This is a genomic window from Blautia intestinihominis, from assembly GCF_040096655.1.
GTDB classification, from domain to species: domain Bacteria; phylum Bacillota; class Clostridia; order Lachnospirales; family Lachnospiraceae; genus Blautia_A; species Blautia_A intestinihominis.
The window spans coordinates 1-7,482 of sequence record NZ_JBBMEI010000111.1 but is presented as its reverse complement, the minus strand read 5'-3'; the positions used below and the strand labels follow the sequence as shown (position 1 = coordinate 7,482).

Sequence of the window (7,482 nt, the reverse complement as noted above, 5' to 3'; positions counted from 1 at the left end):
ACAGGTATAAGTCTTCACGCCTGTTGCTGTATAAGTTGCTTTCTTTGTCACTACACCTTTGTCATAGGTATGTTTATTTGTCTTTGCGATCTCTTCTGTCTTTGTTGTTCCGCAGACTGTACAGGTGTAAGTCTTTTCTCCTGCTTCTGCGCAGGTTGGCTCTTTTGTTACTTTTCCTTCATCGAAGACATGTTCTTTTGCTTCAAACTGGGCAAGTGGAGCAACAAAATATGTGTATGGTGTTTTTGTTACTGTGAGCTGGTAGTTTCCGGCTTTGTCTGCTTTAATGGAAGCTACACCATCTGCGTCTGTTACAAATTCTGCTGTCTCATTTGTATCAAGATTTTTCAGTTCCACAGTACAGCCTGCTTCTGCAGACGCACCTGCTGACATCATATTTCTTCCATAGAGTACTGCCTGGAATTCTTTTCCGGCACAGATTTCGGTCGGAACATCCTTAAAGTACATGAACTCGTCGCTCCAGCTTGTTGTGTCTGCAAGCAGATAAATGCTGAATTCATCACCTGAATGCAGTACGGTTGTATTTGCGACAGTTCCCATACCTGTTTCATCTACCGGATATTCGTTATTTACATAATAGCCGACATTTCCTGTTGTATCTTCAAAAACGGTATTGATCCATCCGTTTGTTCCCACGTTGAGATATCTGGACGGATCTGCATCAAATGCTTCTCCATACATTGCTTTGTGCAGTGTGTATAACGCATCTACTACAGTTACCTGATTCTTCATTGCTTCTGGTTTTTCGTATCCATAAGCAGCTGCGTCTTTTGCTGTGACAGTAAGATCCCGAAGGCTTGCTGGCTGGTTTGCCATATTGACTCTGATCTTAACCTCGGCAACGGCTGTATTCTGTGCATCTTTTGCTGTATCAACAGCTTTCTGAAGTGCCTGTGTAGCATCACTCAGTTCCTCTTCTGTTACATTTTCTTTGTTCAGAACTGCTGTTGCTGTGTCAATAGCTTCCTTAAGTGTGGCCTTTGTTCCTTCCGGATATTGACCTGCTTCTGTTCCCTCTGTCATTCCATCCAGAAGTGTCTGTGCCTCACTGATCAGTTTCTGAAGACCTTCTGCTGCGGATTTGGTACCTTTGATGGTAACGGTTACAGAAACCGGCTGTTTGTAAAGTTTCTGCAGGACTGCATTATCCGGATGTTTTGCAGCAGCTTCTCTGTAAAGTTCACTGCTGAGTACAGAAGAAATCGTAATCTGTGTGTCGGTTTCTCTTCTTGTTACAACAAGGTTCTCATGTCCTACTACTGCATTATTGGAAGATTTGAATTTGTTGTATCCTGCACCTTCCATTTCCCATGGATCTGTAAACTGATCGTCCGGAATAATACCCTTGCCGGTCTTGTCATCAAAATTATAGATCCATTTCGGATTTCCGTCTTCTCCAAGAATCATTTCCTGGAATGGATGAAGATTTCCTGTGATGGAATCTTTGTCTGCATACTGTCCGTCATTGATTCCGTCAAAATAATGAGCCTTTGCCAGTTCCATCAGATTTAACTGATCCTGAACTTCTGCCTCTGTGATTGCTTTGACTGTAACCGGAATCTTCTTGGTCGCAGTTACTCCATCACGGGTAAAGGTCACGATCAGATTTGCGTTAATATCATCATTAGAGGCAAAACGATCTACAGCAGCTCTGTAACCATAAATTGTAATGGCCGCATTATCTGAAGTTACTGTGATTTCTCTGTTATTAAATACATTTTCACCATTCGCATCTGTGATCCTCGTGTATCTCGGAAGCTGAAGATCTGAGGTACAGTTTGCCAGATCAACTGCTCCTTGTGTATTAGAGTCTGTAATCTTATCTGCTGTATAATATTGGTCAAGAATTGCCCGAAGTTCTTCTTCGGTAGGTTTGGTTATGCCGGTACCTTTGACGGTTACTTTGAACTCTTTTGTCAAAGTTGCAAAATCAGATACTTTTTCTACATATCCGTTCAACAGTCTGTCATTTGCATTAAAGGTAGCTGTCAGGGTCACTTCTTTATCTTCCTGCTGCGGAGTAACCACACCTTCTTTTGCATCAATCAGAGAACCCCAGCCGGTGTCTTTGAAGCTGATTACGCTTTCATCAGAGGATGTCCATGTAATCTTGGACCATGCAGTGTTTACACTGCTGCTCATGCACTGTGGAAGTGTCAGATTTGAAGTTACTTCTGCCGCATCTGTATTGGAACCTTTGATCTTGTCCCAGGTAAGATTCTCCTGATCTGCTGTCATCTGTGTATTAAAGTAGTCACGATCCCAGCCGATGGTTGCTCTGCTCTCAGCTGTTTCTGCCTTTGCACCATTCTTCTCGAATACAAAAACAAGGTTTATATTTTTGGAATTGACTGCTGTAAATGAATTCGGTGCCTGTGCATAGTAATGAATAGTTCCATCTGTTGCAACGGTGTCTGGGTCATCACTGGATTTGACAGAAACCGTCACACCTGTTGTATCCATGCCAAGTGCCTCGATTTTGGTCTTAACAAGATCACAGATATTCTTGCAGGATGCAAAATCCGGACGGAGTGTTCCCACTTCTTTGTCAAACTTCTCTTTGATGGCATTTACGGTTTCTACATCTGCCGGGTCAATGCTTGATACCATTTTGACATCAATGGATACATTCTCGTCATCACCGGATGGTGTATAAGTAGCTGTTACATCTTTGTAGTCCGAAGCTTTGACAGTATAGGTGTAGGTCACACCTTTTTTCATGGTGTAGCTTCCATCTTCGTTTGCTTTCAGCTCAATTGTTTCTGTTTCGTCCTCATCCCACGGATCTTCCTCTTCATAGGTTACCTTGATGGATGCATTCTCGATGGCTTTGCCGTCATTGTCTACCGGATTGAATTTTACATTATAATCTGTAATATTTTTTTCCAGCTGAATATCAATGGTCTGGTCCCCGGACGGTGTGAAGGAGCTGCTTGCAGTTTTGTAATTTGGTGCTTCTACGGTATAGTTGTAGGAAGTTCCATCTATGAGATTGTAGCTTCCGTCTGATTCCGGATTTACCGTATCCCAATATCCTTTTTTGACTTTCACTGTAGCACCATTGACCGGATTGCCGGATTTGTCGGTCACATTGAATCTGATGTTTCTTGTAACGATTTTCTTCAGTGTAACGGTTTTTACTGTATTTACCTCTGTTGGATTGAAGGTAAAATAGCTTTCTGTGTAGTCGTTGTATCCGTCTTTCTTGACAGTCAGGCTGTATCCTGCACCCTTTTCCATGTCATAGGAGCCGTCAGCTTTCGGAGCAACTGCATTCCAGTTTTTCTCCAGTGTTACGATTGCATCCGGAATCAGATTACCTTCCTCATCGACTACATTTATACGCATAGTATAGTTCGGTTCTGCTGCTTCTATGATAATGGTAAATTCCTGGGTTGCAAGAGCGGCTGAAGCGGCCTGTGCTTCATCGTTGATCACATCGGTCGATGTATCAGCGGAAAACAGTCGCAGCGTTGCTTGGAAGCTCTGTGCTCCCTGCTCTGCTGTTGGCCGGTTAATACTCAGACTTCCAAGATTGGCAGGTTTTTTTGTTCCGATATTCACCCATGGACAGTCACTGTTAATATACCATCCCACTCTGTAATTTGAAGAAGAGCTCTCTGTTTTAAAACGCAGGCTACTAATTTTACTACCACTAGTCGGTATTTTAAGTCCCACTGAATAAGAAAGACCATCCTGGCTTTTAACAACACCGGCGCCACCACTTGTGATAATCTTATTATTATCTACATAATTGTTTTTAAGATACTCATCTGCTGCAACTTTCGCATCATCAACGGCATCTCCCACTGCCTCTGCGCCATCGCTGAATAAAGCATCCTCCGCATCTGCTGAGAAGTCCGCATTCTCCTCATTAACAGTTACTGCTTCCCCAGAAGGTTCTTCTGCCTGGAAGTCCTCTGTCTGCGCTTCTGCACTGCCAGTATCCTCTTCAACAGAAATATCTGCACTGTCCTCCTGTGCTTCTGCTGTTTCTGCTTCTCCATCAGAGAATTCGATATCGGCAGCAAAGGTATTCGCCGGTACCGCTGTTACTGTCATCATCGCTGCCATGGAGATGGCCGACAATCTCTTTAAAAGTTCTTTTTTCTTCACTTTGCTCCTCCTTTTGTGAATTATTTTTGGCAACAAAAAACAGAGTCTCATAATATAGATGAGTCTCTGTCCTATACAACGCGCTGGTAATGCCGACTTAAAATATCTCCGCGTCAATATCTCACACAGCAAAAACAGTTCCGGAATCGCACCGGATTTCCACAAACTGACCGTCTCCGGTCAGACCACGCCTGGTTATGTCGTTGAGCCTATTATAGCATTTCTGTCTGAAAGCGTCAATTTTTTCTATATTAATTCTTGCTTTTTTCGAAAAAAGGGACGATACTTTCATGCATTTTCGTTTTATTTATTACGTTTTTCTGTATCTGACCGGGGGAGTTTTGGCGAATCAGGTACAATATCGAAAGGTTCTGTCGGTCAGGATCCTTGCGAAGATGAGTCCCAGGGGGAGAGCCGCTATGATCAGAATCGCGGCGGCGAACCAGGAAGCGGCTGTGGCAAGTGACATTATCCCAAGATTATAAAAGCCTCTGTAGAGATACAGCCCCGGTACCATGATAACAATCGAGGGAACCGTCAGGGAGATTCGCGGATAACCCACTTTGTTTTTTATCATGGATGCCAGAAGGCCGGCTGTCAGCGCACCGATGAATGCGGCAGCGGCAGGCGGCATTCCTGCCAGATCTGCAAGTTCCAGACGGAGCGTATTGGCAGCCGCTCCGATCACTCCTGCTGATGCTGCCAGCCGGACCGGACTGTTGAACATGATCGAGAAACCGAACACTCCACAGAAACTGGTTACAAGCCTGCATAAGATCCACATCTCTGCCGGCAGGGAGAATTTAATAAAATCAACCGGCTTCAGATGCAGAAGCAGTGCCATGATCCATGCGGACATTGCTGCAACCAGAATAATGATCAGCGCATACATCAGTCTCTCGGTTCCAGAGCGCATATCCAGCTTGGCAAGGTCAATTCCGCTTGTGATAAACGGAAATCCCGGAATAATAAACAGCATGGCACAAATGTATCCCGCCTCATGCTGAATGGAAATACTGAACAATATCTCACCGATCTTCAGAAATCCGGCATAGACCAGACAGGCCATAGAGACAGAAGAAACGATGCAGAGAAACAGAGTAAAATGATGCTTTGTCAGTTTGCATCTCAGGAAATTCCCGATCCCGGCTCCTGCAAAAGCGCAGAACATCTCAATCGGACCGCCACCCAGCAGGAACGTAAATCCACAGCATGCAAGTGCCGCCGCAAATCCAAGTACGACCGGTGAATACAGTCCGTGTATTCTTTCGATATCATCCAGAAGAGAATGCAGTTTCTCTCCAGACATGTCTTTTCCCTCGATTTCAAATTCCCGGATAAAATGCTCCAGCCGGTTCAGCTTGGAAGTGTTTACTCCGGTATTGGTAAGACACAGTGACTGTGTAAAGCCGTTTTCGCCGTCAAAACAGGTGTACTCGATCGACATCAGGCCGATATCTGCCGTACAGGTGATCCCCATGGTTTCTGCCAGCGTATTCATGGAGCTTCTGACTCTCCATGCGCCGGTTCCGCATGACAGAAGCATGATTCCCACACGGCCGATGATGGATGCTTTTTCTGTAAGACTCGCCTCTGTTACCGGAACATCTGCCCCGTTTTCATCTGTGTATTCATGCCAGGCGATATCCATATGATTTTTTCTGATGATCTGCTGCATCGTTTTCACTTCCCCGCCTGTCTGTTTATTTCAGCCAGAATGTGTTCCCGGCATCCCAATCCGATACCGTTTGCAATCTCGATATTTTTTTCCATTTTTGTCTCAAAATGATGAAACGGGAGAAAAATTCCCAACGTGGCTGTATTTTTTTCTCTGCCTTCCTCATCTCTGACTCCATAGTACATCAGAGCACGCGGCAGTTCCTCCTGAAGACGCATCAGGAAATCCCACACAACTGCATAGATTCTGTCCTCGTTGATGTCCAGCTTTACGGACTCCGGAAAACGGAACATCAGGAGAATTCCTGTGTGTTTTGAAATCTTTTCGGTTACGATTTCACCACTGTCTGTATAACTGTGATTTTCCCGGAATCCATCTGCCATATACATCTGATAATCCGGTATTTCATCCTGCTCTTCATAAAGTTTGTGGAACATTTTGTATTTTTTCTCGTAAAGATGATTTTTGAATTCATTCAGAAGATTTCCTTTATCATCTGTGAGAAGAACCGGATTCTCCACACCTTTGTCATTGAACCGTATCGGAATCAGAAAAGAATTCCTCAGAAGGTCAAAAACGCTGTTGTTACAGACTGCCATGAGAAAAGCGGAAAGATCCTTATTCTCATAGGCATTGAACAAAGCCGCCGCAAAAACCGTTCCCGGAATGTCTGTCCCGGCACCTTCGCTTTCTTCTGCGGATGGTATCGCCTCAAAGAAGGTGTTTTTTAACCGCTCGCAGGCATTTGGGTTTGTAAGAATTCTGTCAAAAATCTGCTCTGCTTTTTCTTCTCTTGGAAATATGGTACTCATAATACCGCCCCTTTCGAGCATTATTATAGAACCGCAGAAATCAAATGTAAATTTCATCTCTTCTATATTTAATATAACCTTCTGGGCAGATAAAAACAGACCAGAGCCTGCAGATGGCTCCGGTCTGAATGACGTTATATATACTGGTTTATTTAACAGTTACTTTGATCACATAAGATTTCTTTCCGGATCTCACTGTGATCTTTGCGGTTCCTTTCTTTTTGGCTACGATAATGCCAGCGGAAGAAACTGTTGCAATGTTTTTATTTGATGTTGCGTAAGTTACTTTGTCTGTGGAGGTCAGCGGGCTGATCACTGGTTTCAGTGTTGTCTTCTGGCCTTTTTTGAGAGTCATGGAAGATTTCAGACCACTGATCTTTGTAGTGGTGACTTTGCCGGACTGAACTTTGACATTCAGAGTAGCTCTCTTTCCACTCTTTAAGGTTACGATGATCTTCGCACTTCCGTTACGGTTCTGCGCTCTGATCAGGCCGTTTCTGTCTACGGTCACGATCTTTGTGTTAGTGGAAACCCAGGATCTGATGGAGTCTCCGTTTGCCATGCTTACTCTGACTCTCTTTGTTGCCTGTTTTCTCTGCAGGGTGATGGAAGATACATTCAGTTTGATCGTTGCTTTGAGCTTGCTTCCATGGTATCTGGTCTGTGTGTGTTTGCAGTATACACAGTATCCGGTCTGTTTCTCCGGCTGGAATACCGTTGCTTTTGAAACAGTCTTCCAAACATATTTCGGTGTGTGTTTCAGTTTCGGAATCGTTTCTGTTTTCTTTGTACCGCAGACCGTACAGGTATAAGTCTTCACGCCTGTTGCTGTATAAGTTGCTTTCTTTGTCACTA

At 44.0% G+C, this 7,482-nt stretch carries 4 protein-coding genes; all 4 read right to left on the bottom strand.

Annotated elements, in window-relative coordinates:
* Positions 1 to 4,137: carboxypeptidase regulatory-like domain-containing protein (locus WMO75_RS18135; protein WP_349078677.1), on the bottom strand; the 4,137-nt coding region annotated here is incomplete at its 3' end.
* A gap of 349 nt (positions 4,138 to 4,486) precedes the next feature.
* Positions 4,487 to 5,815 (bottom strand): threonine/serine exporter family protein, encoded by a 1,329-nt coding sequence (locus WMO75_RS18130; protein WP_298090725.1) that lies wholly within the window; start codon positions 5,813 to 5,815, stop codon positions 4,487 to 4,489.
* Positions 5,816 to 5,820: 5 nt separating this feature from the next.
* Positions 5,821 to 6,627, bottom strand: coding sequence for a DUF4866 domain-containing protein (locus WMO75_RS18125; protein WP_298090727.1), 807 nt, complete (start codon positions 6,625 to 6,627; stop codon positions 5,821 to 5,823).
* Between the two features lie 148 nt (positions 6,628 to 6,775).
* The coding region (locus WMO75_RS18120; RefSeq protein ID WP_349078675.1) for an Ig-like domain-containing protein at positions 6,776 to 7,482 on the bottom strand (707 nt) is incomplete at its 5' end.

Coding starts and splice junctions, on each gene's coding strand:
- WMO75_RS18130 (WP_298090725.1), bottom strand. CDS start 5,815: ATGCAGCAGATCATCAGAAAAAATCATATGGATATCGCCTGGCATGAA.
- WMO75_RS18125 (WP_298090727.1), bottom strand. CDS start 6,627: ATGAGTACCATATTTCCAAGAGAAGAAAAAGCAGAGCAGATTTTTGAC.